Source organism: Bacillus sp. GC_Bacil_1 (genome assembly GCF_026540675.1).
GTDB lineage: Bacteria > Bacillota > Bacilli > Bacillales > Bacillaceae_G > Bacillus_A > Bacillus_A cereus.
The window spans coordinates 340,648-362,844 of record NZ_JALNUG010000001.1; the positions used below are offsets into that span (position 1 = coordinate 340,648).

Sequence of the window (22,197 nt, forward strand, 5' to 3'; positions counted from 1 at the left end):
GTATAGTACGAATAATTAATCCATAGTTTGTATTTTAGCAGGTCATAAAAAGAAAAGAAGTAGAAAATTCTTATTTTTTCAGCTCATGTAAAATAAAAGATTGAAGAAATTTATAATAAGTAATCTGAAAGAAGAAAAATGCCACTTCAAAAGAGAAGTGGCATTTCTTATATTTCCTCTAAGCTATTAACTGGAACAGTTAATTCGCGTCCTGGGTTTTTTACTTCATATATGCGGGCGGTTTCATTGCTTTCATCGACGTGTTGAATCATAACAGGCATGCCTTGAAAACTGACATTGGCTTGTTCCGCTGACACAGAAAGCTCTATTGCACGTTGTATATTCATTTGTATTCCTCCCATCATTATTATCTTTGCTAAAAAAGAGGAATAATATACCATTTAGAGACATTCTTAAAGTTTTTGTATTATTTGTAATGTTTCTTTAATAAATGAAGAAAAGATGGAATCAGGATAACCATCTATCGTTTGAACTGCTTCTTTTGCTTCTTTCAGAGCAGCTGGTTTATCTTGAAGTTCTATATGACACAGGGCACGATATGAGCCAGCTGTTAATAACCATGACTGATCAAGTGGATGACTCATATAGTCTGGAATATTAGCACGTTTTAATGTTTCCAAAGCTTCCTCGTAACGTTTTAAACCATACAGAGATTTTCCTTTTTCAAGATAATACAATCCATCTTCTTGAAAAATCGGTACATCTTTTAGTTTTTCTCGGAATTGTTCTAAATGTTCTAATGCAATTGTATATTCATTTGTAACGGTATTGTAGTAATAAGCTTTTAATATATCTATATTTGCAGCGGATAAAGTATCTTCTGTAAAAATGGCAAATTGCTCCGATTTTTTTATGTAATATAAATATCGTTCTTTATCGGTTGTAATGATTTTTTGATAAGATAAAATACGGTAAAATTCATCTGTTTTATAATACACTTGATGTTTTTTTGAAAATGCAAGTGCATCTAAAATGATTTTTTCACATTTTTCATAATTACCATATGCGAGTAAAATAATTGCTTCTTTTAAATATAATTGTATATGTGTAATAAGATCCATTTCTAAATTCTTCGTTTTATATTCATAGCGAATTTTGGTAATCAACTGTAAACATTCTTTATATTTTTTCCGTTTGTAGAGCATATAGTAAAACAGTAGTTTCGTTTCAGTACTTTCACGATACAAAGTATATTTTTCAAATATAGAAACAGCTGTTTCAACGTAATATTCAATATTGTAATCGTTCATAATGGCCGCTCCAGTTATGAATTGTTTATATAAACGTGCTGTGTTTAAAGTAAGGGGTAGTTCTTTTTGAACGATAGGTAGTAAAGTCTTGTATACTTCATCGCATTTATTTGATTTTATTAATGGCTCCATTTTTTGAATGAGTTCCACAATTTCTTCTTCATCTTCTTCTAATAAAAAGCTCGTTTCACATTCAAGTTTTTCCGCAATATATTGTAATGTTTTCATAGAAGGTGTAGCTTTTCCATTTTCAATTTGACTAAGCATACTTTTTGTCAGTTCCGAACCTGCCAGTGCTGTTTGCGTAAGCTTTTTATCTTTTCGTAATGCTTTAATTTTTTCACCGAGAGTTGCCATATTATTGCTCCTTTATATTTAAAAAGTTTAATTGTATTTAACTTTTTGTTGTAAAAATTGGAAAGTTGATTATATAATAAGTTTAACACAATTTAACTTTTAAGGGGAGAGAGTCAAAAATGGGAGATATAAGTATAGGACAACATGATTCAAGAATGAAGATTGCAACTAGAAATATCATTTTAATGATGATTGGAAAAATGACGTCTTTATTAGGCGCAGGTATTTATACGTTCGCAATGGGGTTATATGTATTAAAGACTACTGGTTCAGGGATGGGTTTTGCAATTACGCTCGTTTGCGGATCACTTCCAAGGATGATCTGTGGCCCAATTGCTGGTGCTGTAGCAGACCGTGTGAATCGAAAATGGCTTGTCATTGGTACTGATTTATTAAGTAGTTTAACGATGCTTAGTATGTTTATTCTTGCTACTATATTTGGGCCATCACTTCTTTTTATTTATATTTCAGCAGCATTATTATCAATTTGTGCAAGTTTTTATTCTGTTGCATTAACTTCGTCTATTCCGAGTTTAGTAGATGAAGGACGTATTCAAAAAGCGAGTGCTTTAAATCAAACGGCGGCTTCTTTATCAAATATTTTAGGACCGATTATTGGCGGAGTTGTATATGGTTTCTTTTCAATTAAATCGTTTTTCCTATTAAATAGCATTACGTTCTTTTTAGCGGTTATTTTGCAATTATTTATCGTATTTGATTTATATAAAAAAGAAGTGGCTGAAAGTACAGAGCATTTCTTGATGAGTATAAAAGAAGGTTTTTTATATGTAAAAAGACAACGTGAAATATATGGTTTAATGAAAATAGCATTGTGGGTAAACTTTTTTGCGTGTGGTCTAACAGTTGCACTTCCGTACATTATCGTCCATACATTGCATTTATCTTCAAAGCAACTCGGTACTGTAGAGGGAATGTTAGCAGTCGGGATGCTAATGGGAGCGATTGCTTTATCAGTGCGTAAAGAAGTGAATAATCCGTTTCGTTCTATTTATACTGGACTGTTTTTGTTTGCAGGTTTAAGTTTATGTACAGTCTTTCCGTTGTTAGTTATCATTCCAAAAGTAGCAAGTTTTATTTACTATATTGCTTTTATGATGTTAACTGGTATAGCAATTATGATTGTAAACATTCCAATGCAAGTACATATGCAAAAAACGACAGATCCGAGCTACCTAGGGCGTGTGTTTGGCCTACTTGAAACAATTGCGACTGCAATCGCACCACTTGGTATGATTGTATATGGACTACTATTAGATATGTTGCCAACTAGCATTGTTATGATGACAATAGGCGGAGGGTTATTGTTAGTTGTATTAGTTGGAGTAAAGCAACATATGGCGAAAAAACAAGTAGATGTGTCCGCTTAAAAATAAGAAAATAATAAAAATTTGACTTATCATTATAAAAATGACTAAATTAGTATTTTAGTTTTTGAAACTCTTTTTCATGTATGTTAAAGTAAAGTGAGCTTGCAAAGAAAAGGAGACAACAGCATGAAAAAATTAAGTTTTGTTATGCTTTTTCTATTAGTCGTAATGGCTGGATGTAGCAATTATGACACATATATTGAAACAGGTATGCAATCATTGAAAGATGAAAAGTATAGTGATGCAATAATGTGGTTCGAAAAAGCAGAAAAAGAGAAATCAGGAAATGAAGCGAAATCATATAAAGAAGTTGCTGAGAAAATGGATCACGGAGCAACAGCATTAAAAGATGGTAAGTATTTAGAAGCGAAAGACATTGCAAATGAAGTGTTACAAAAGAAAAAAGATGCTGAACTTGAAAAAGCTGTAACATCAAATGCAGAGAATATGCTTCAAAAAGCAAAAGATGTGGAAGAGAAAGTAAATGAAAGAGTGGCAAAGCGTAGAAAAGTAGAAGAAGAAGGAATCGATAAAATTATTAAAGCTGTCGATAGTATAGATGAAGTGAAAGAAAAAGAGAAGAAAGTATCAGAAGCATTAGATAAGGCTGAAGAGGCGCAAGCAAAAATTGAGGCAAAGAAAAATAAATAGATTTATAGTTTGAAAGGCTGTCGTGCATAACGACAGCCTTTTAATTTTTTGTTGCAAATGAAGTGATGCTCTGTAGTAAAAAAGAAATGATTTTAGAATTCCATCTGTCCTCATGATGAATCGTATAAATGTTACGCTGAAATTCAAATTCAGGGATTGGTATATAGCATAGCTCATTTCGTTGTATTTCTTGCTCGATAGCAAGTTTAGAAATAAAGGAAATTCCATTACCATATTTTAAAATTTGTTTCATCGTTTCTAATGAGTCTAATTCAATTTCAGATTGGAATGTAATGTTGTGCGCCAACGTCCATTGTGTAAGTAAATCTCTCGTTGTAGATGGATTACGATGCAATAGTATGCGTTCCTTTTCGATATTTTGTAACGATACATTGTCTTTCTTTGAAAAATAATGTTCTTTGGAAAAGGCAAGAACAAGTGTATCGGGCATTATATTCGTTTGTTTTAAAAGTGGTTCATCAAATGGAGCAGCGGAAATTATCCCAAGGTCGATTTCGTGATTTTGTAGCATCATTCGAATTTCAGGGGCTGTTTTCACTAGTAGCGTTATTTTTATATTGGGAAATTCACATTGAAATTGATGAACGACTTCTGGTAAAAGATAAGTCGCTGGTACATAACTAGCGCCGATTGTTATAGCACCTTTATGAAAATCTTTAAACTCTTGCGTGACACGTCTAGCTTCTTTCATAAGTGCATCTATTTTACAAGCATAATGGTGCAAAGCCTCACCAGCCTCTGTTAAGAAATACCTTCCAGAACGTAATTCGAATAGAGATACACCGAGTTCTTCTTCTAAGCTTTTTATATGAAATGTAATAGTTGGTTGTTTAACGCCAAGTTTTTCTGCAACGATTGTAAGCTTTTTGTATTTCTTAATAAGTACTACAATTTCTAATTTTAAGAGATTCATTATGAATTGCCGCCTTTTTTATTTTAACTATAGAAAAAATCTATAGAAATAAATAGTTTATTAGAAGTTTTTTAATTTAATCTTTACAGTACATTAACATTCAGTATAAATCTTCCGTATAGAATGAAAGCAGGTTAAGAATGAGGGGAGAGAGGTGAAGCAATGGATATTACAATTAGTGGATTAGAAAAGACATTTGGAAAAATACAGGCGTTAAAGCCGTTGCAGATTGTAATGAAACAAGGGGAATTTACTACACTTTTAGGACCTTCAGGGTGTGGGAAAACGACTTTACTTAGAATGATAGCAGGGCTTGAAGAACCGGATAAGGGAGAAATATATTTTGGAGACCAGTGCATGTATTCTGCTGCAAAAAAGATAAAGACATCTCCTCATGAACGGAATATCGGTATGGTATTTCAAGATTTTGCTTTATGGCCGCACATGACTGTTTTTGAAAATGTTGCATTTGGTTTAAGAGCTACAAAGCAAACGAATCAATTGCGAGAAAAAGTAGAAGATGCGATAAAGCGAGTTCGCCTGCAAGGTATGGAGAAAAGGTATCCACACGAACTTTCTGGTGGACAGCAACAACGTGTCGCATTCGCTAGAGCAATTGTAACAAAACCTCATTTTATTTTGTTTGATGAACCGCTAAGTGCACTCGATGCAATTTTGCGAGAAGAAATGAGAATAGAGCTTATGGATATCGTTCATTCCATTGATTTAACTGCACTGTATGTCACTCACGACCAAACAGAAGCAATGTCAATGTCAGACCAAATTATTGTCATGAAACAAGGAGAAGTATTACAAAAAGGAACACCGGAAGATATTTATGTGAAACCGTCTCATGAATTTGTCGCCAAATTTGTTGGTAAGGCGAATTGGCTTGTAGAGGGTAAAAAAATGGTTCGTCCAGAGCATGTGAGCTGGACGAAAAATGAAGTGTGCGAAATGTATACAGGTGAAATTAAGCACGTTACATATGTAGGAGAACGGTATGAAATAAAAGTAAACATGGGGGCACTCGGAATATGGACAGCTTATCACAATAGTAAATTAAGCATCGGTAAACCAGTATCGTTATATGTGCCAAAAAAATGTATTCATCATATAGGGGGAGAATCGTATGAAGAAATTCAGTTTGCTTAAGTCTTTATTTGTATGTACTTTATTATTTTCGGCTGTAGTAACAGGGTGTAGTTCAAAGACAGGCAATGCAGATGCAAAAAGTAAAAATACGACTGAAAAGAAAATTGTTGTATATAGTGCAGGGCCAAAGGGGTTAGCAGAAAAAATTCAAAAAGACTTTGAAAAGAAAACTGGTATAAAGGTGGAAATGTTTCAAGGGACAACTGGTAAAATTTTAGCGAGAATGGAAGCTGAAAAGAAAAATCCAGTCGTTGATGTAGTCGTACTTGCATCATTACCAGCGATGGAAGGATTAAAGAAAGAGGGAAAAACGTTAGCTTATAAAGAGGCGAAACAAGCTGATAAGCTGCGTTCTGAATGGTCAGATGATAAAGGGCATTATTTCGGGTATAGTGCTTCAGCATTAGGGATTGTGTACAATACAAAAAATGTGAAGACAGCGCCTGAAGATTGGAGCGATATAACGAAAGGAGAATGGAAAGGGAAAGTGAATCTTCCAGATCCAGCACTTTCAGGTTCAGCTTTAGACTTTGTAACAGGATACGTGAAAAAGAATGGACAAGATGGATGGAATTTATTTGAGCAGCTTAAGAAAAATGAAGTTACAGTAGCAGGAGCAAATCAGGAAGCGTTAGATCCAGTTGTAACAGGTGCGAAAGATATGGTAATTGCGGGTGTTGATTATATGACGTATAGCGCAAAAGCAAAGGGGGAACCTGTTGATATTGTATATCCAAAAAGCGGAACAGTTATTAGCCCACGTGCAGCGGGGATTATGAAGGATAGTAAAAATGTTGAAGGTGCAAAAGAGTTTATTGATTATTTATTATCCGATGATGTACAAAAACAAGTTGCTAAAGCGTATTTATTACCTGGTAGAACAGATATAAAAGCTGAAAATAGACCAAATGTAGAAGAGATTCCAGTATTAAATATTGATTGGAAAACAGTTGAGAAAGAGCAAGATGAAATAGGAAAACAATTTAAGAAAGTATTTCAATAAGATGGTGATTCCATGGTAAATCGATTTGTATCAGTAAGACAAGTTGGAATGACGGTAGCGTTATTGCTTGTGGCGATGTTAATCGTCATTCCCCTTTTTCTTATTTTATTTTCTAGTATATATGAAAATAGCAGTTGGAACTTTTTAAAGCCTTTTGAAGTGATGCAGAGTGGTGGATTAGCTGGGATTTTTCTGAATTCGCTGCTTCTAGGTGTACTCGTTGTAATAGGAGCTACAATATTTGCATTTCCATTGGCGTTTATTATGAGCAAAACAGATGTAGGAAAGTATAGTAAGTTAGATATTGTTTTTATGATTCCATTTATGACACCGCCGTATATTGGATCAATGGGCTGGATTTTGTTCATGCAACCTAACGGCTATTTTGAACAATTTTTTCCGATGCTAAAGACAGTTTCATCATCGTTTTTTAGTTTAGGAGGTATGGTCTTAATTATGAGTCTGCATTTATTCCCATTCCTTTATTTCATGCTGAAAAACACGTTACTTCAGATTGGGAGTAGTAAAGAAGAAGCTGCAGCAGTTCATGGCGGAAGTTTTTTCTGTCGTTTAAGAAAAATAATATTGCCGTTATTAGTATCAAGTTATGTAATGGGTGCTTTACTCATTTTCGTAAAGACGATTGCTGAATTTGGAACACCGGCTACATTCGGACGTAGAATAGGATTCCACGTGTTAACATCAGAAATCCATAAATTTATTTCGAGTTGGCCAATTGATTTTAGTAGTGCAACAGCATTATCTTCTTTATTACTTAGTGCTTGTATGCTTATTTGGTATATGCAAAATGTATTGAATCGAAAGTATTCATATGCAATGGTTAGTGGAAAAGGTGTGAAATCTAAAAGATATACTTTGTCTATATTTACGCGCGTTGTAGCATGGATGTATGTAATTGGTTTATTAATAGTATCAATTGGAATTCCATACTTTTCTATACTTATTACTTCTTTGTCAAAATTAAGAGGCGGCGGTTTACATGTAAATAACTTTACAACAAGCCATTATGAGGCATTGTTTACAATAGGATCTCCGGGATTAGAGGCTTTATGGAATAGTTTTCTTTTTTCACTCGTAACAGCGATTATCGCGGTAATGATTGGAGTCTTTTTGGCACTTATGATTCGAAAGGGGAAAAAAACCTCTGAAAAATGGCTTGATATGTGCGGTATGTTACCGAATATGGTACCAGGAATCGTTATGGTTGTAGGTCTTATTCTATTTTGGAATTCACCATATATGCCTATGTCAATTTACAATACACCAATCATGGTTATCGTAACGTATGTTGTTCTTTTTTTACCTTACACAGTGCAGTATGTAAAATCATCACTTGGACAAATTGATGATTCCCTTGTACAGGCCGGAAGTATTTTTTCTGGAAATTATATTTATATTTTTAGAAAAATAATATTGCCTCTTATTATCCCGGGTATTCTTGCTGGATGGGCGATGACATTTACAATTTCGATAAGAGAGTTAGTAGCATCGCTTCTCGTATTACCTCCATCAGTAGAAACGTCAGCAACATTTATTTTTGCTCAATTTGAACAGGGTGAAGTATCTATAGGAATGGCGATGGCCGTTGTTTCTGTTGGACTTACAACAATATGCTTATTACTGCTGCAACATATGGAGCAAAAACGAAAAGGGGTAGCATGATGAGAGTGGAAGTATGGGGAGGAGCAGGAGAATACGGTCGCTCCTGCTATTTTGTAAAAAATAAAGAGGCGAAAATATTATTTGATTGTGGTATTAATCGATCATATGAGAATAGTTATCCAAAAATAGAGAGAGAAGCTGTTCCGTTTTTAGATGCGGTATTTTTATCACATATTCATGAAGATCATACGATGGGTTTACCTTTATTAGCGAAGTATGGATATAAGAAAAAAATTTGGACGACTCGTTATACGAAGGAGCAACTGCCGTTATATTATGAAAAATGGAGAAACTATAATGTGATGAAAGGGTGGAATTTACCTTATATCGACCAAAATATAAAAGATTTAAATTATGTATGTATTGATGAGATTAGTAATCCAAATGAATGGATACAAATTACTCCTACATTGCGGTTTCAATGGGGATATAGTGGGCATGTATTAGGAGCTGTTTGGTTTTTAGTTGATATGTGTAATACATACGTATTTTATTCAGGCGACTATTCAGCAGAGTCTAATATACTACAAGCTAATTTACCTGAGAAATTGGGCCACAATATAAAAGTCGCAATTGTAGATGCCGCTTATCACACAGATGATGTTTCGCAAAATGAACGTGTTAACGAACTATGTGCAGAAATTGAACGAGTTGTGCAAAATAAAGGAATAGCATTACTACCATTGCCCGCGCTTGGTAGGGCACAAGATATCGTATTGTATTTATATGAAAGGTATAAAGAGTTTCCAATTATAGTAGATAAAGAAATTTTGGCTGGATTTGAAGAGATGTTCGTATACAAAGATTGGATAAAAAATAATGAAGAACTTAAATGGGTTATGAAGAGTCTAAAAAGAAACATAATAGTTATGGATAATGACATTTGTATGCAAAATAGTTACGGAATAGTTGTAATGAGTGATGCGAATATGCAAACGAAACGAGCACAGTTATACTATGAACAGCTTCGGAATGAAAAACGGAATTCCGTTATTTTTACTGGGCATATTGCTAAAGGGAGTTTTGCAGAAAGAGTTATGAAAGAACATGTAAGGAGTACATGTAGGGTGAATCGAGTTTCGTATAAAGTTCACCAAAGTATAAGAGACGTTAAAAAGATGTTAAATACATTATTACCAGAACATACGGTGCTAGTGCACGCTTTGAAAGAGGATACGGATCGATTACAACAAAAGCTAAGTACAGCAGGATATGAAAATGTATATTCACTTGCAATGGAACGTATAGAAGTCAGTTAAAATGTAAAGGGGATAGGTATATGAAAAAAGTATTTGTATTCGTAAGCATTTTCTTTTGTTGTTTTCTTTATAACGTTAAGGAAGGGTTTACTGCTAGTCCAATGAAACCTAGTTTTGAAGTGAAGTTATTATTGAAGCCAGAACAAGTATTAGGTTATAACAAAGAGATGAAGCAAGAGGTGCTAGAACATTTCCAGGTTGGTACAAAATATGAAAGAATACAAGTGCAATTTTTAGATACTGCGAATAAAAGTTTAAGTGATGAAGGTTGGTTTGCTAGAATTCGAAAAAAAGAATTTAGTAAAGATTTTGAACTAACATATAAAAAAAGATACCCTATTCAAAATGGTGTAATTCAAGATGCACTAGAAGTAGCTAAAAAAGAAGGATTCGATAGTAATACGGATAGTTATGAGGCGGAAATAGATTGGGGATTTGAGAAGAAAACATTAAGCATTTCAAATAAGAAAAGCTACAGTGCTAAAGGATATGGGGTACTTGATTTACCAAATGAACAAGCTGCTCAAAACATGTTAATAGAAAAAGTACCAGGGAAAATGAACAAATGGTTGTATACAAATTGGGGAGAAGAGATGTTAAAGAATTCCCGTATTTATGGTCCTGTATTAATGAAACGATATACAGGAGAGTTTGAAAACATAAAAGCAAATATTGAAATTTGGCCATTAAGTAATACCGGAAAATTAGAAGATGACTTCGTAATAGAAGTGTCATTTAAAACAAATGAAGAAAGTATTGCGACAAAACAAAGGGAATTATTAATGGGGAGTTTAGAGAAAAAAGACTGGTTGTTACCGAAAGATAGTTTAAAGACAGAGCTTATTTTTCAGTAAATGAGAAAAAAGGAATCCATATTTCGTGGATTCCTTTTTATATATGAGTATTAAGCTAAATCATGTACAGAGATAATAAAGTTGTTTAATTTACAATAAAGTCATTTGAAAAATAATATAGTTGTTTAAAAATCCTTCTTCTACTAACGAGGCAGGTTAGTGGAAGAAATAGCAAGTGGGTTTAACTAGGAGAAGTGTCGATGACATTAAAGAAGACACCGAGGTGTCTTCTGTTTTTTAAATTAAAAATATCGATAAATTAGGATTTATTTACTTAACATTATACTTATTTTCGGACCGAGGCATCTAATCGGTGAGTATATACAAACCAAGTAATGCTTGCTGTTAATAATGTTGACGAAATTAAAGCTGTAAGAACACTATATGTTTGCCAAATAAGTATCGTTGACCAATCGAGGGCAAAAAACATTATACACTGGGCAATCGTAGCGATTAGGAAAATAATTGTTACGATTGTTCTCTTTTTTGTCATTGGCTGCTGCTCATTCGTTTTCCTTTTTCTTAATCCTAAGAAAAATAACAGAACGGCTAATAGGCAAAGAATAATTGTGGTAGACGACAAAATGATGTCCAAAAGCTGTGTGCCGCTTATCTCATATGACTGAGTTAGATTGCCGTTTAATATATTTTTAACTTTTAGTACCAGGTTTATATTGGTATTTGCGCCGTTGCTCAGTAAGCAGATGGCTGTTCTTTCATTTGGCAGTATGGCTACTTTGGTACTAAAATTTGGATTACCCCCAGTGTGTTCTATAAACGTTTGTTCGGCGTTTACCGACCAACCTGCCGCATAATACATATCATTGACAGCCGAAACAGACATATCACCCCTATGTGATTTTTCGATAGCCCTGTGAAATATTTCGGGTATGTCCTGCACAATACCCATCTGTATGCCCATCCAACGCGCCATATCTTTTGTATTAGAAATGATATAGCCGGCAGGTTTATTCCCAGCATAATCCGGAGCGTTAAATGGAGTTGTTATAAAAAAGGAAGAACGGTAGCCCTGTGCTAACTGTCCAGTGGCTTGAGCATCTTCTTTATAAACATACGTCTGGTGAAGACCTAAGGGTATAAATACCTGCTCCTTCATAAAGTCTTCATAGCTTTGTCGTGATACAATCTCAATAACCAAACCCAATACGTCATAATTAACGGTTCCATAGTTATATTGTTCACCGGAAGAGAACGCCAATTCTGCATCTACCAGCGTTTCCACGGTCTTTTGCAACATATCAGGCGTATTACCTTGTGGAATATTTTGAAGATGTCTAATATTTGTTAGGCCGCTGGTATGGTGAAGAAAGTTATTTAGTGTAAGGTTTTGCATATCAACAGGTTTACCTTGATACTTTAACGTAAACCAAGGTAAATATTTTTGGATAGGGTCAGTCATTGATAGCAGCCCTTGCTCTTCCAATAGCAAAATCCCCATACCAGTAAAAGCTTTACTCACCGAGGCCAACTCATAGAGTGTATTTTCACTTGCAGACAGTCCCTTTTCAAGATCTGCATACCCAGAAGAAAAGTAGAACACTTCACCATCAGCAAGTATTGAGAGTGACATTCCAGGCACACCTGACGTACGACAGGCATCATCTAGCAATGCTTGTATTGCCACAGATTTCGAATCTGACAACGCATAACTTTGTGTTGCGAATCCTGAGAATAATATAAATATCGTTAATACAAAAACAATAGTCTTTTTCATACACTCTCCTTTCTGAAGAATTATAAGGATATAAATAACTTATTTTTATAACTATAAACTAAATTCTGATTTATATTTCTATTTATCTATATAATATCAAATAATTGTGAAGAGTTACACTTAAACTAACGGGGGCGTTAGTTTAATAAGAAGTAAACAACTTTATTATTCATTTTTTAAGCATTACATAAGCAGATGGATATAATTTGAAACAACTTTAAAGAGCCTTGCTACATATAGAATGTAGTAAGGCTCTTATCTTTTTTAGTCAAAATTCAATAACTTTATTATCACTATACAAATCAGCTGATACGAACATATCACTGTTTTGAAGATTTTTAGAGCGTAAACTATAAGCAACTACCTTCTTTTTATATTGTTTTACAACATCAACATGCTCTTCATGACTGTAAATATAAAATGTGAAATCTTTTTTACCACGTTTTGCATTGATAATTAAAGGAGTGCCTTCATTATGGGGTGGTGCATAATAGCGATCTAAAAATAAACCTTCGTTAAAATCATGAATAATTTTTGATTTCTTTTCGCCTTCTACGTTATTTCCGTGAATTGTAATAGTCACATTCTCTTCGTCAAGTTGTGGATGTGTTTCGTACTTGCTAATAATGGATTCAATAACAGTGTTAGGAAGGCTAGAAACGATAATTTTAAATGCTCCAAATACAACTAACATCACAATAAACCAAGTCGTCATAGTATATCATCCCCTTTATTCTATTTAATAATATAACTCATATGGTAATAGTACATATGGTGAAGTTTTGTATAATTTGTGAAAAATATGCCATTTTTACGAACGAAATGTTAGAAAAATCAATTTTGTTACAAAAAGTTGAAATTGAAGTATTTTAAAAGAAAAAGGTTTATAATAAAAATATAACTAATAACCACATTACTAATTATAAGGAAGTGTAACTATGAGTACTGTAGCAATCGTATATGGTATTATTCTTTCCACAATTATTGTTTTGTTTTTCGTTGGGGTCTCACGTTATATTCATAAATGGAAAGAAGGCGTTGCGAAATTAAATCACATTGAAGAAGAACTTAGTGATTTAATGTTACATCATGGTAAGTAAAATTTTTCAACTAAACAATGTGAAGAATATCACAAAACATGCTCTCATCATGAAAGCATGTTTTTTTGTTGTTTAAGAAAAGAAGTGTTTTTTGTATAAATAATCTAATTATTACTTAAAAAGGGAAAATTATTTAGTATAATATATAATATGTTTATTTTAGGGGGAGTATCATGAGGGGATTAAAAGTTGTTGGAATTATAGCTGGAATTACTATAGTAGGCTGTATAGCTTTCTTTTCAGTGAAGGAATATGTCAATTCCAAAGAAGACTCTAATTATGTGCTAAATTACATAAAAGAACATAAGGATGATAAAACAACTTCTTTAATTGTTAAAAGAAATGGTGAAACATTGACATCAATAAATGAAAAAGAAAAACTACCGCTAGCAAGTATGTCGAAAATCGTTATAGCAATTGAATATGCTAAGCAAGTAGCTGAAGGGAAAATAAGAAAAGACGAGCAAATTTCATTGAAAGAATTAGAAAAATACTATGTGAAAAATACTGATGGTGGTGCACACCCTGCATGGCTAGATGATGTAAAAGTTAAAGAGTTAGTGAAGGGTGGTCAAACTTCTTTAGAAGAAGTAGTGAAAGGAATGATCCATTATAGTTCGAATGCGAATACATCATATTTATTGGACAAGCTTGGAGCAGCGCGGATAAATGAAAGTTTGAAAGAGTTAGGCTTAAATAGTCACGATGAATTTTATCCAACGTATACAGGGGCATTATATATGAGGGGCTATGTTGAAAAAGAACTGCATATTCCTCAAAATAAAGCATTGGACAAGCTACGTAATATGTCTAATGATGAATATGTTAAGCATGTATGGCAAATACATGAATGGATGAAAGACGAGAAAGAATGGACAAAACGCGAGATATCGTTAAAAGCCGATATGGACTTTCAACGTATTTGGTCAGATCGGTTTATAGGTGCAAATGCGAAGGATTACATGAGTTTACTGGAAAAGATAAATAGCAGAAATTATTTTACACCACAAATGCAAGGTGAGATTGAGAATATATTTAAAGGAACCGTAGGAGAGGGTATGTTCGAATTTGCTGGACAGAAAGGTGGTTCTACGGCATTTGTATTAACAAATAGTTTCTATGGTACTGATAAAAAAGGGAATAAGATTGAGATTGTCTTTATGATGAACAATTTGAGTGAAAAAGCATTTGAAAAACTTCTAAGTAATATGGATTACTTTATTCGAGATATTGCCATAAGTGAGGAATTCAGAAATAAATTATAATGAAATAATTTTATTATGTAAACAAAAGAGCGCTTATGCAAAGTGCTCTTTTTTAATACAGGATTTTCCAATCTTGTTATTGAATATAAATTGAAAATAAGAAAGAAGGTTGAAAAATGACAACAATCTATTTCGTTCGCCATGCCCATTCTACCTATACAAAAGAAGAACGGGAGCGACCTTTATCTGAAAAAGGGAACTGTGATGCAGAGAATGTAACACGCTTATTAAAAGATAAACATATTGATGTTGTGATTTCTAGCCCGTATAAAAGAGCAATCCAAACTGTACAAGGAATTGCGAATACATATAAATTATTAATACAAACAGAAGAAGATTTGCGTGAAAGATTATTGAGCACAGAACCGGTATCAAATTTTAATGATGCTATGCAGAATGTGTGGGAAGATTGGAGTTTTGCATACGAAGGCGGAGAATCGAATGATGTCGCACAAAGGCGCGCTGTAATATGTATGCAAAATATATTAAAACAATATGAAGGTAAGAATATTGTAATAGGTACGCATGGAAATATTATGGTATTACTCATGAATTATTTTAATTCGAAATATGATTTAGAGTTTTGGAAAACACTTCATATGCCTGATGTGTATCAATTAAATTTTGATAAAAATCGTTTCATTTCTGCTGAAAGAATAGAGAAAACAGGTCATCGGTTAAATATTTTGTAAAAGTTTATCAAAAAAAGAGGAAAGAGAGAAGTTATTGTAGAAGTATGACTTTGTAACATAAAAAATATATGTTAAAGGAGGCTGTTTACATGTTTGAGAAAGAGAAAGAAGGGCTTATTGAAGTTCAAAACGTATATGAAATTGCACCAGAAGATGGAACAATTATTGGTATGGCAACGGAAGAAGAAATGGAAATTGCTGCTGAACTAGAGTTACAGTACTATGCCCATTCTCGTTTGTTAGAAGCAAATATTCAGTTAGACGGTTCCTCCTACAAAGAGTTACTTCAGGAGTTCCAGGAGTACGAAAGAAAATCAATGAGCTTTTGGCGAGCGATACATAAACGTTTAGCTGTGCCATGGGCGTGGGTACTACGTATTGATGTTGCGAATGGCCCTATATATGTAAGTAATGGAAGTTCATATTACGAAGAAATCGATGATGAAGAAGATTATGAATAGATAAGTAAGGAAGCAGCTTTAGTTGCTTCCTTTTTTTATTTGTAAGAAATGAATCGCCTCAATAATAATATCTGATCGATCATTTTCTATACCGTGACTAGCATGTTCGGCAAGAATATATTGGTTGTTAGTTGAGAGGTGTAATTGTTCGTGAATTAGTTCTTGCCACATTGCTTCAAGTTGTGTTGCTTCCTCTTTTGGCATGCCGCCATTAGTCAATTGAGTAATAGAATATTGAGGATCTCTACCGATAACGATTAATGGTATTTCTAATGTTTTACATAGCTCTTTTAGTGAGAGAGCACAGTTTTTCCACTCCGATAGTTCAGAAGCTGTCGCTTTATATAATGAAGGCGAGGTAGAGAATTCAATTTGCTGTTTTGATTGATCGGTGAGAATAGGTTTTAGTTCATTATAAAGTGTGTCTACATCCATTTTGGAATATATATTATATTTTTGAAACCAAACATCATCAGAATCAGTTTGATCAGAAATTGGTAAATGAAGTTCATCTAAACGGTGTAAGTTCATCGAAGTAGAATCAACTAAAATAAGTGCTTGCAGCTTATCTTCATGTAACATCGCAAAATGTTGTGCACATAATCCTCCATAGGAATGACCGATTAGAATAAATGGTTCTTGAATAGCTAGTTTGTTTAGTAACATATGTAGCTCTTTTGTAACTTGCCTTATTGTACGCGGCTGATTGCCTAAATCACTTTTTCCGTAACCTGGGCGATGGTATGAAACAACTGTAAAATGCTCTGAAAGCTTTTCTATAATAGGAAACCAATCATAAAATGAGCAAGTCATTCCAGTTTGAATGACTACAGTTTGTTTACCATCTCCTTTTATATGTACTTCTATATTTTGCCCCATTATTTCTACAAATTTATGAATGTTAATTCCTCCTAAGCTTGAAATAATTTTTGACAAGCAAAAACGATACACCAAACACCTATACCAAGTAGGACAGATGTACTAAGTGTAAATGAATTTTTTAAACCAATATAGACAATAAATAATAATAGTGCTGATGCGGGGAATCCATATAATACCCCTAAAGCAAATTGACTCAATTCTTGTTTATTTCCGCCTTCGAATGAAATCCAAAATAAACTAAGTAAACTCACGAGAGGAAGGGCAGCAATAAAGCCACCTATCGTACTGTAATGTTTAGCGACTTCAGTGATAATGCCGATAATAAGTGCCGAAACGATTACTTTAACGAGGAAATGCATATTTTGCCTCCTTCGCTAATAACGAAAATGCTTTTTCAATTAATTGTTGTTCTTCTTTTGATAACTGTAATTCTAATATTTTTATCTTTTCTTTATCTAGTAAAGTATGTTTTTCTAATACTTCAATTCCTTCAATTGTTAATGTAAGATTTACAACTCTTTCATCTTTTTTATTTCGCTCTTTAATGATGAAGCCCTTTTGAATAAGGCGCTTTATGTGTTCAGACGCTGTGTTATGAGAAAGACTAAGCTCAGTAGCGACTTTTCCAATTGTTATACCTTTCTCACGAGAAACGATTTGTAAAATACGAATTGCTTGGTGGGAAAGGTTGTCCTCGTATTCGTATCGTAAGTGATAATAAATGCTCTCCCAATGTTGATTAATGTTGTTCATAATAATAAATCCCCTTTTTTATATCGTATAGTAAGATATATTCGTTGTTTTAGAAATAAAATCCTTTTATTTGGATAAAAAATGTTGAAAAAGTTTATTTTTATTGAAATATAAGGTAATCTATGTGTAAAGGTATACATTTAGCAAGAGAGAGGATGATAGCTGTGAATACATTCAAATGGATTAGTCATGAACAGATGTATGTAGATGAAATACATGTTGAAAAATGTGGTCCTCTTTCAGTCGGCGTATATGGGGGAAATCAAGAGAGTGATGCATATGAACGAGGAGATGCGGTGCTGGCTTGGTGGGATCCTGAATTACAATTTGAATTTGTTATGATTTTTGATACACATCACAAAACAAAAAATATAGATTATATAATAGAAGCGATTTCGGAAAGAAAAGAAAAACTAAAAGAGTTATTCTCATATCCAATACATTTAGCTTTCCATCATACACATATGTACCTATTAGCGTTATTTACAGATGAGTTATTTATTAAAAAGTGTGATCAAGATGATGAGGAACTCGCTTGCTTAATTTGTTTACGAAAAGGCGAATTTTTATATTGGTTATCAGTTGGTGATTGTTTCGCGTATTTATTCCATTCTGAGAAAACGAAAAATGGAAAAGGACGATTAAATAAACGGAAGAATTACGAATATATTGGCAGGAAAAATATTTTTGCAGCAAATACACCTTGCTTTACGTCAGGTGTAAGAGGATTAGAAAAAGGAATGAATCACATTGTAATGGCAACGGACGGTATTTTAGAGTGTGACAAACGAAGGTTTGATGATGATCAATCTTTAGTAGAAATATTACACGACGGAAATAGCTTGCAGATTGAGCCCGTATTAACAAATGTACTGCAGTGGAAAGGTAGAGACTGTGCCACGATTATTGGATGGTCTATTGATACTGATAATAAACAATGTGCTAATTAATATAAAAGGAGTTCAAGGTTTTTATCCTTGAACTCCTTTTTGTTAAGCAATATGGATGTGATATGTTTTCAACCATTCATTTACTTGTAGCATATACTCCATGGCACTTCTTGCCTCAAAATTGTTAATCTCTTTATTACTTTGATCAGCAATTGAAAGTAAGATGGAATGGTTAATAAGTGAGAAAATAGGATTGTTTTTATTGTTACACATATCAAGTGTTAAATTACGGATTGTTTGTAAGTAGAGTGGATCTTGTGAAGTTGGATAAGCGCTTTTTCTTCTATTGCGTACATCGTCAGGTAAAGCTGGTTGTAGTGCTCTACGTAAAATGCCTTTTTCAATATTATCAATACTTTTTATGTTGAAAGGAACATTCCATAAATATTCAACTAATCTATAATCACAAAACGGTACACGAACTTCAAATCCAACAGCCATACTCATGCGATCTTTACGGTCAAGTAAGAAAGGAAGGAATCGTGTTAAAAATAAATAAAACATTTGACGTTGTTTCGCGGATTTTTTACTTTCGCCTTCAAGAGTAGGTACTTCAAGTATCGCCTCTTGGAATCGTGTATCAATATAGTCTTCTAGATTACATTGGTTACTTACTTCATTTAGTAGAAGAGGAGATGTATTTTTCCAATTTTTTAGCCAAGGAAACTTATCTACATATAGTAGTTCTTCTTGATGAAACCAAGGATATCCACCGAATACTTCATCAGCCGATTCGCCGGATAAAGCTACGGTCGCATCTTTTTTCATTTCGCAAAATAGTAAATATAGTGAAGTTTCCATTTCACCAGCACTTGGTAAATCTTTTGCATGAAGGGGAACGAATAATTGATTTGCTAATTCTTCAGCATTCACAATAATATCATGATGCGCTGTCCCGACATGTTCAGAAACGCGTTTTACCCAAGGTGCGTCTAAACCAGTGCGAGCAAATGTCAGTTCGAAATCTTTTGCGCTATTTACAAAGTCAACAGAATACGTATGAAGTGTTTTATTTTCAGCAGCAAATTCTTTACCCGCAAGTGCAGTAATACCGCTAGAGTCTAATCCGCCTGATAACATACAAACGAGAGGAACATCGGCAATTAATTGTCTTTTTACTGTATCTTGTAAAATAGATAAAATATGCGAAGATGTATCTTCTATAGAGTCTGTATGGAACTTACTTTCTAAATTCCAATACTTCGTAACTCCTTTTTTATGACGTGTAAATGTTATAGAATGTCCAGCACGTACTTCTTGAATATGTTTAAAGACGCCACATCCTGGAGTGCGAAATAAGCCTAATCCAAATATTTCATTTATTCCATCCGCATCAATTTCAGCAGGGACAGATGGATGCGCTAATAATGCTTTAATTTCAGAGCCGAAAATAATACTGCCATTTCTTTCTGTAAAAAAGAGTGGTTTTACACCTAAATGATCTCGTGCTAAAAACAATTGTTGCTTCTGATCATCCCATAAGGCAAAAGCGAAAATTCCGTTTAAATGTCGTACGCAGTCTTCTTTCCATTCTAAATAAGCATGTAGTAATACTTCTGTATCTGAATGGGTTTCAAATGCATGCCCACATTTTTGAAGCTGCTCTCTAAGTTCACGGAAATTATAAATTTCTCCATTATAAGTAAGAGCATACGTATAATCACCAGCACGAAATGTTTTTGGCTGCGTTCCTCCTTTAGGATCTATTACGATTAATCGGCGGTGTGCAAAAGCTGCGCGAGGTGAAAACCAAAATCCTTCAGCATCTGGACCACGATGCTCAATACTATTTGCCATCTTTTTTAAAATAACATGTTGATTTGAAAGGTCTTCCTTCCAATCTACCCAACCTGTAATTCCACACATACACATCTCATCTCCTAAATTAAAATAGTAGATTAACGAAATAAAATGTACACTAAGTTAAAAAGTGACTATATAAATAGTGTACTACATGAATTAAATTACAGACTTGAGAAAATTTTCTTTGAACGCATAGTTATGTGAGACAATGGCTAAGGGAAAGTATGCCATTACATACAAAAAATAAAAAGATGAGAGAAAAAATTTTCTCAGACGTTATATAGGGTGTAAAAGCTTTTACAAAACAATAAGGGGAATCGCTACATGAAATCAAATGAGAAAAATTTTATAAAAAGATTACAGCGGCAAAAAGAAGACGCGTTAGAATTTGTTGTCGATACATACTTACCACTCATAAAGGGGATCACGCATAAAGTTCTACTTCCAATTCAAAATGATGGACTCATAGAGGAATGTATAAACGATATATTTCTTTCCATTTGGAATAACGCAAATAAATTTCATGGAGAGCCGAGTGATTTTAAAAAGTGGATTGCAGCGATTGCAAAGTTTAAAGCAATTGATTATTACCGGAAATCGACTAAAACAGTAGAAATCATTTCAGATGAGTTTCATATTAGTACAGAAAAATCAGCAGAAGACGAATTAATCGTTATGGAAGATAGGGAAGAATTATTGAAGCTCATTAATCAATTAGAACCGCTAGATCAAAAGGTGTTCATTATGAAATATTTACTTGGTATGAAGACAGAGGAAATAGGTGACAAGTTAGGATTAACTCGGGCAGCAATTGATAATCGAGTGTACCGTGGGAAAAAGAAACTACAACAAAATGCTACGAATATTAGTTTTGGAGGTAGTGCGATATGAAAGACATTTATGAACTGTTAAATGATATTGATATAGATGAAAAAGAACTAGAAGAAATTGAGGCTTCTGAAATTGAAAAGGAAAAAGTAAAACGAAATGTAAAACAATCGATACGTACGAAGAAAAAGATGAAAAGTTGGAAAAAAGGTGTCGCTGCTGCATCTATTTTAGTAGGATTATCAGTTGCAACACTCGGTATCGGATTTCCTACATATGCGGGGGGATTGCCAATTGTCGGTGACATATTCCGATTTTTAGATAATGGTAGAACAGGGTTATATGAAAATTATAAAGAATTTTCGACTGAGTTGAATATGACGAGAGAGAGTAATGGAGTTAAGGTTACCATTAATGATGCTGTGTTTGATGGTAGAACAATTACAATCACATATTCTATTGAAAGCGAAAAAGATTTAGGAGAGAAACCGTTCCCATTTGGAAGTCCGCAAGTTAGGGGCTTTAATGGCGGAGGAGGTAGTTCGAACGTTACAAAAGTTGGAGAGAAAAAGTACGTAGGTATGACTACGATGAGTGGTAATAGTAGTAAAAGGTTAGATGTTGCAAACGTTTGGTGGAATATGGAAGAGATTGAGTTGGATTATAAAGGTAATTCAATTAAGGGGAATTGGAACTTCGCACTTAGTTTAAAAGCAATGGAGAGTAAAGAAGTAAAGGTTAATAGGGTTTCTGAAAATGAATTAATAAAAGTAAATATAGACAAAATGGAAGTAACTCCGATGTCATTTATCGTTTTTTTCAATCAGGAAGAATCTAAAGTATTAAGAAGTATATGGGATAGCGCTGATGTGGAATTAGAAATAAAAGATGATTTAGGAAATAAATATGCTGGTGAAGGAAATGGCGGAACTAGTACAGTAGCAGAACCGCACAAAGGTAGTTGGAGTTCTACATTCCAAAAGTTAAACGAAAATGCAACAAAGCTTATCGTTACACCTCGCGTGCACTTGCGAGTACATACACCTGAAAATCATGGTGGAGTAGAGTATGTGAATGGGAAAGAGAAGAAAATAGAAGTGCCGAAAAAAGAAGCGAAGAGTAAAGATATTGTGTTAGATGATATTGTCATTGATTTAAAGAAATAAAAGAGAG

24 protein-coding genes are annotated in these 22,197 nt (G+C 33.6%); 15 read left to right on the forward strand and 9 right to left on the reverse strand.

Annotated elements, in window-relative coordinates:
* Positions 1–167: 167 nt before the first annotated feature.
* Together OXT04_RS01865 and OXT04_RS01870 are read right to left on the reverse strand one after the other, a co-directional pair.
* Entirely contained in the window at positions 168–347 is a 180-nt protein-coding gene (locus OXT04_RS01865) for an H-type small acid-soluble spore protein (protein ID WP_001025734.1), read from the reverse strand.
* 66 nt (positions 348–413) lie between these two features.
* Positions 414–1,628, reverse strand: a complete 1,215-nt coding sequence (locus OXT04_RS01870) for a helix-turn-helix domain-containing protein (RefSeq protein WP_097821561.1) — start codon at positions 1,626–1,628, stop codon at positions 414–416.
* A gap of 119 nt (positions 1,629–1,747) precedes the next feature.
* Here OXT04_RS01870 and OXT04_RS01875 point away from each other — a divergent pair, with 119 nt between their 5' ends.
* Entirely contained in the window at positions 1,748–3,016 is a 1,269-nt protein-coding gene (locus OXT04_RS01875) for an MFS transporter (protein ID WP_000502472.1), read from the forward strand.
* A gap of 126 nt (positions 3,017–3,142) precedes the next feature.
* Complete coding sequence (locus tag OXT04_RS01880) at positions 3,143–3,667, forward strand: DUF4398 domain-containing protein (protein WP_097821562.1); 525 nt, start codon at positions 3,143–3,145, stop codon at positions 3,665–3,667.
* A gap of 40 nt (positions 3,668–3,707) precedes the next feature.
* Here OXT04_RS01880 and OXT04_RS01885 read toward each other — a convergent pair whose 3' ends face one another.
* A complete protein-coding gene (locus OXT04_RS01885; protein ID WP_097821563.1) occupies positions 3,708–4,601 on the reverse strand; it encodes a LysR family transcriptional regulator in 894 nt (297 codons plus the stop codon).
* A 162-nt stretch (positions 4,602–4,763) separates the two neighbouring features.
* Here OXT04_RS01885 and OXT04_RS01890 point away from each other — a divergent pair, with 162 nt between their 5' ends.
* From OXT04_RS01890 to OXT04_RS01910, 5 genes are read left to right on the forward strand one after another with little or no spacing between them, the layout of a single operon-like run.
* Positions 4,764–5,756, forward strand: a complete 993-nt coding sequence (locus OXT04_RS01890) for an ABC transporter ATP-binding protein (RefSeq protein WP_000355536.1) — start codon at positions 4,764–4,766, stop codon at positions 5,754–5,756.
* On the forward strand, positions 5,734–6,759 hold the full coding sequence (locus OXT04_RS01895) for an ABC transporter substrate-binding protein (protein WP_267412636.1): 1,026 nt from the start codon (positions 5,734–5,736) through the stop codon (positions 6,757–6,759). Before OXT04_RS01890 ends, OXT04_RS01895 begins: the two co-directional genes overlap by 23 nt.
* A gap of 12 nt (positions 6,760–6,771) precedes the next feature.
* On the forward strand, positions 6,772–8,442 hold the full coding sequence (locus tag OXT04_RS01900) for an ABC transporter permease (protein ID WP_267412637.1): 1,671 nt from the start codon (positions 6,772–6,774) through the stop codon (positions 8,440–8,442).
* The gene (locus OXT04_RS01905; protein ID WP_176544389.1) at positions 8,439–9,701 is read left to right on the forward strand and encodes an MBL fold metallo-hydrolase; all 1,263 of its coding nucleotides are present in this window, start codon (positions 8,439–8,441) and stop codon (positions 9,699–9,701) included. Before OXT04_RS01900 ends, OXT04_RS01905 begins: the two co-directional genes overlap by 4 nt.
* Before the next feature lie 20 nt (positions 9,702–9,721).
* Positions 9,722–10,555: a hypothetical protein gene (locus OXT04_RS01910; RefSeq protein WP_097821567.1), complete on the forward strand. Its 834-nt coding sequence runs from the start codon at positions 9,722–9,724 to the stop codon at positions 10,553–10,555.
* Between the two features lie 286 nt (positions 10,556–10,841).
* Here the strand turns inward: OXT04_RS01910 and OXT04_RS01915 are convergent, their stop codons facing one another.
* Complete coding sequence (locus OXT04_RS01915) at positions 10,842–12,290, reverse strand: serine hydrolase domain-containing protein (protein WP_097821568.1); 1,449 nt, start codon at positions 12,288–12,290, stop codon at positions 10,842–10,844.
* Positions 12,291–12,558: 268 nt separating this feature from the next.
* Positions 12,559–13,005: a YfmQ family protein gene (locus tag OXT04_RS01920; protein ID WP_029441929.1), complete on the reverse strand. Its 447-nt coding sequence runs from the start codon at positions 13,003–13,005 to the stop codon at positions 12,559–12,561.
* A 41-nt stretch (positions 13,006–13,046) separates the two neighbouring features.
* On the opposite strand from OXT04_RS01920, the gene OXT04_RS01925 reads away from it, so the two are divergent.
* The 5 genes from OXT04_RS01925 to OXT04_RS01945 all read left to right on the forward strand — a co-directional run bounded on the left by OXT04_RS01925 (position 13,047) and on the right by OXT04_RS01945 (position 15,808).
* The gene (locus OXT04_RS01925) at positions 13,047–13,163 is read left to right on the forward strand and encodes a hypothetical protein (RefSeq protein WP_001987133.1); all 117 of its coding nucleotides are present in this window, start codon (positions 13,047–13,049) and stop codon (positions 13,161–13,163) included.
* 65 nt (positions 13,164–13,228) lie between these two features.
* Positions 13,229–13,390 carry a hypothetical protein gene (locus OXT04_RS01930; protein ID WP_000108701.1) on the forward strand — a complete coding sequence of 54 codons (162 nt, stop codon included), beginning with the start codon at positions 13,229–13,231 and terminating at the stop codon, positions 13,388–13,390.
* A 173-nt stretch (positions 13,391–13,563) separates the two neighbouring features.
* Positions 13,564–14,655, forward strand: a complete 1,092-nt coding sequence (locus OXT04_RS01935) for a serine hydrolase (protein WP_001214676.1) — start codon at positions 13,564–13,566, stop codon at positions 14,653–14,655.
* Positions 14,656–14,771: 116 nt separating this feature from the next.
* On the forward strand, positions 14,772–15,347 hold the full coding sequence (locus OXT04_RS01940; protein WP_097821569.1) for a histidine phosphatase family protein: 576 nt from the start codon (positions 14,772–14,774) through the stop codon (positions 15,345–15,347).
* 89 nt (positions 15,348–15,436) lie between these two features.
* Positions 15,437–15,808, forward strand: coding sequence for a hypothetical protein (locus OXT04_RS01945; RefSeq protein WP_000461779.1), 372 nt, complete (start codon positions 15,437–15,439; stop codon positions 15,806–15,808).
* An 18-nt stretch (positions 15,809–15,826) separates the two neighbouring features.
* On the opposite strand, the gene OXT04_RS01950 is transcribed toward OXT04_RS01945, so the two are convergent.
* Genes OXT04_RS01950 through OXT04_RS01960 form a run of 3 tightly spaced genes read right to left on the reverse strand, consistent with a single transcriptional unit; the run spans position 15,827 to position 17,443 of the window.
* Complete coding sequence (locus OXT04_RS01950) at positions 15,827–16,759, reverse strand: alpha/beta fold hydrolase (RefSeq protein ID WP_141549601.1); 933 nt, start codon at positions 16,757–16,759, stop codon at positions 15,827–15,829.
* On the reverse strand, positions 16,720–17,049 hold the full coding sequence (locus OXT04_RS01955; RefSeq protein WP_000545616.1) for a DUF3147 family protein: 330 nt from the start codon (positions 17,047–17,049) through the stop codon (positions 16,720–16,722). The genes OXT04_RS01950 and OXT04_RS01955 overlap by 40 nt, the downstream gene beginning before the upstream one ends.
* On the reverse strand, positions 17,033–17,443 hold the full coding sequence (locus tag OXT04_RS01960; protein WP_053564811.1) for a MarR family winged helix-turn-helix transcriptional regulator: 411 nt from the start codon (positions 17,441–17,443) through the stop codon (positions 17,033–17,035). The genes OXT04_RS01955 and OXT04_RS01960 overlap by 17 nt, the downstream gene beginning before the upstream one ends.
* A gap of 122 nt (positions 17,444–17,565) precedes the next feature.
* Between OXT04_RS01960 and OXT04_RS01965 the strand changes: the two genes are divergently transcribed.
* The gene (locus OXT04_RS01965; RefSeq protein ID WP_002040904.1) at positions 17,566–18,393 is read left to right on the forward strand and encodes a PP2C family serine/threonine-protein phosphatase; all 828 of its coding nucleotides are present in this window, start codon (positions 17,566–17,568) and stop codon (positions 18,391–18,393) included.
* A 42-nt stretch (positions 18,394–18,435) separates the two neighbouring features.
* Here the strand turns inward: OXT04_RS01965 and asnB are convergent, their stop codons facing one another.
* On the reverse strand, positions 18,436–20,259 hold the full coding sequence (gene asnB / locus OXT04_RS01970) for an asparagine synthase (glutamine-hydrolyzing) (protein ID WP_110496399.1): 1,824 nt from the start codon (positions 20,257–20,259) through the stop codon (positions 18,436–18,438).
* Positions 20,260–20,520: 261 nt separating this feature from the next.
* Between asnB and OXT04_RS01975 the strand changes: the two genes are divergently transcribed.
* Together OXT04_RS01975 and OXT04_RS01980 are read left to right on the forward strand one after the other, a co-directional pair.
* Complete coding sequence (locus tag OXT04_RS01975) at positions 20,521–21,087, forward strand: sigma-70 family RNA polymerase sigma factor (protein ID WP_000840007.1); 567 nt, start codon at positions 20,521–20,523, stop codon at positions 21,085–21,087.
* On the forward strand, positions 21,084–22,190 hold the full coding sequence (locus OXT04_RS01980) for a DUF4179 domain-containing protein (RefSeq protein ID WP_267412638.1): 1,107 nt from the start codon (positions 21,084–21,086) through the stop codon (positions 22,188–22,190). Before OXT04_RS01975 ends, OXT04_RS01980 begins: the two co-directional genes overlap by 4 nt.
* Positions 22,191–22,197: the final 7 nt, after the last annotated feature.